This is a genomic window from Mobilicoccus pelagius NBRC 104925 (genome assembly GCF_000247995.1).
Lineage (GTDB): Bacteria > Actinomycetota > Actinomycetes > Actinomycetales > Dermatophilaceae > Mobilicoccus > Mobilicoccus pelagius.
The window spans coordinates 1-1,530 of the sequence record NZ_BAFE01000050.1 but is presented as its reverse complement, the minus strand read 5'-3'; the positions used below and the strand labels follow the sequence as shown (position 1 = coordinate 1,530).

The 1,530-nt window shown below is 54.4% G+C and carries 2 rRNA genes; both read left to right on the top strand.

The features are described 5' to 3' along the window. A 23S ribosomal RNA gene (locus MOPEL_RS07035) occupies positions 1–1,306 on the top strand; the annotation flags it as partial. Positions 1,307–1,400: 94 nt separating this feature from the next. Further along, a 5S ribosomal RNA gene (gene rrf, locus MOPEL_RS07030) occupies positions 1,401–1,517 on the top strand. The last annotated feature ends 13 nt before the right edge of the window (positions 1,518–1,530 follow it).

The following is a 1,530-nucleotide window of genomic DNA, read 5'->3' as shown; positions in this document are numbered from 1 at the left end:
CCGCCCGTACCCCAAACCGACTCAGGTGGTCAGGTAGAGAATACCAAGGCGATCGAGTGAATCATGGTTAAGGAATTCGGCAAAATACCCCCGTAACTTAGGGAGAAGGGGGGCCTGGATCGTGAACCCACTTGCTGGGGGAGCGTGAATGGCCGCAGAGACCAGGGAGAAGCGACTGTTTACTAAAAACACAGGTCCGTGCGAAGAAGTAATTCGATGTATACGGACTGACGCCTGCCCGGTGCTGGAACGTTAAGGGGACCGGTTAGTCACTTCGGTGGCGAAGCTGAGAACTTAAGCGCCAGTAAACGGCGGTGGTAACTATAACCATCCTAAGGTAGCGAAATTCCTTGTCGGGTAAGTTCCGACCTGCACGAATGGCGTAACGACTTCTCCACTGTCTCGACCATGAACTCGGCGAAATTGCATTACGAGTAAAGATGCTCGTTACGCGCAGAAGGACGGAAAGACCCCGGGACCTTTACTACAGCTTGGTATTGGTGTTCGGTACGGCTTGTGTAGGATAGGTGGGAGACTGTGAAGCTCAGGCGCCAGCTTGGGTGGAGTCAACGTTGAAATACCACTCTGGTCGTTCTGGATGTCTAACTTCGAACCATGATCTGGTTCAGGGACAGTGCCTGGTGGGTAGTTTAACTGGGGCGGTTGCCTCCCAAAGAGTAACGGAGGCGCCCAAAGGTTCCCTCAGCCTGGTTGGCAATCAGGTTTTGAGTGTAAGTGCACAAGGGAGCTTGACTGTGAGACCGACGGGTCGAGCAGGGACGAAAGTCGGGACTAGTGATCCGGCCATGGCTTGTGGAAGCGTGGTCGCTCAACGGATAAAAGGTACCCCGGGGATAACAGGCTGATCTTGCCCAAGAGTCCATATCGACGGCATGGTTTGGCACCTCGATGTCGGCTCGTCGCATCCTGGGGCTGGAGTTGGTCCCAAGGGTTGGGCTGTTCGCCCATTAAAGCGGTACGCGAGCTGGGTTTAGAACGTCGTGAGACAGTTCGGTCCCTATCCTCTGTGCCTTGGAAACTTGAGAAGGCCTGTCCCTAGTACGAGAGGACCGGGATGGACGAACCTCTGGTGTGTCAGTTGTTCTGCCAAGGGCACGGCTGATTTGCTACGTTCGGGAGTGATAACCGCTGAAAGCATCTAAGCGGGAAGCACGCTTCAAGATGAGGTTTCCATGCCCCTTGTGGGTGAGAGGCTCCCAGCTAGACGACTGGGTTGATAGGCCAGATGTGGAAGCTCAGTAATGGGTGTAGCTGACTGGTACTAATAAGCCGATGACTTGATGACAACGATGATGTTCTGCGTCCACTGTATGGTTCTCGATACATCAACCCCCACACTCGTGTGAGTGGTTCGGGTGTGGTTGATAAATCGATAGAGTTACGGCGGTCATAGCGAAAGGGAAACGCCCGGTCCCATTCCGAACCCGGAAGCTAAGCCTTTCAGCGCCGATGGTACTGCACTGGAGACGGTGTGGGAGAGTAGGACGCCGCCGGACAAACATTCACAAG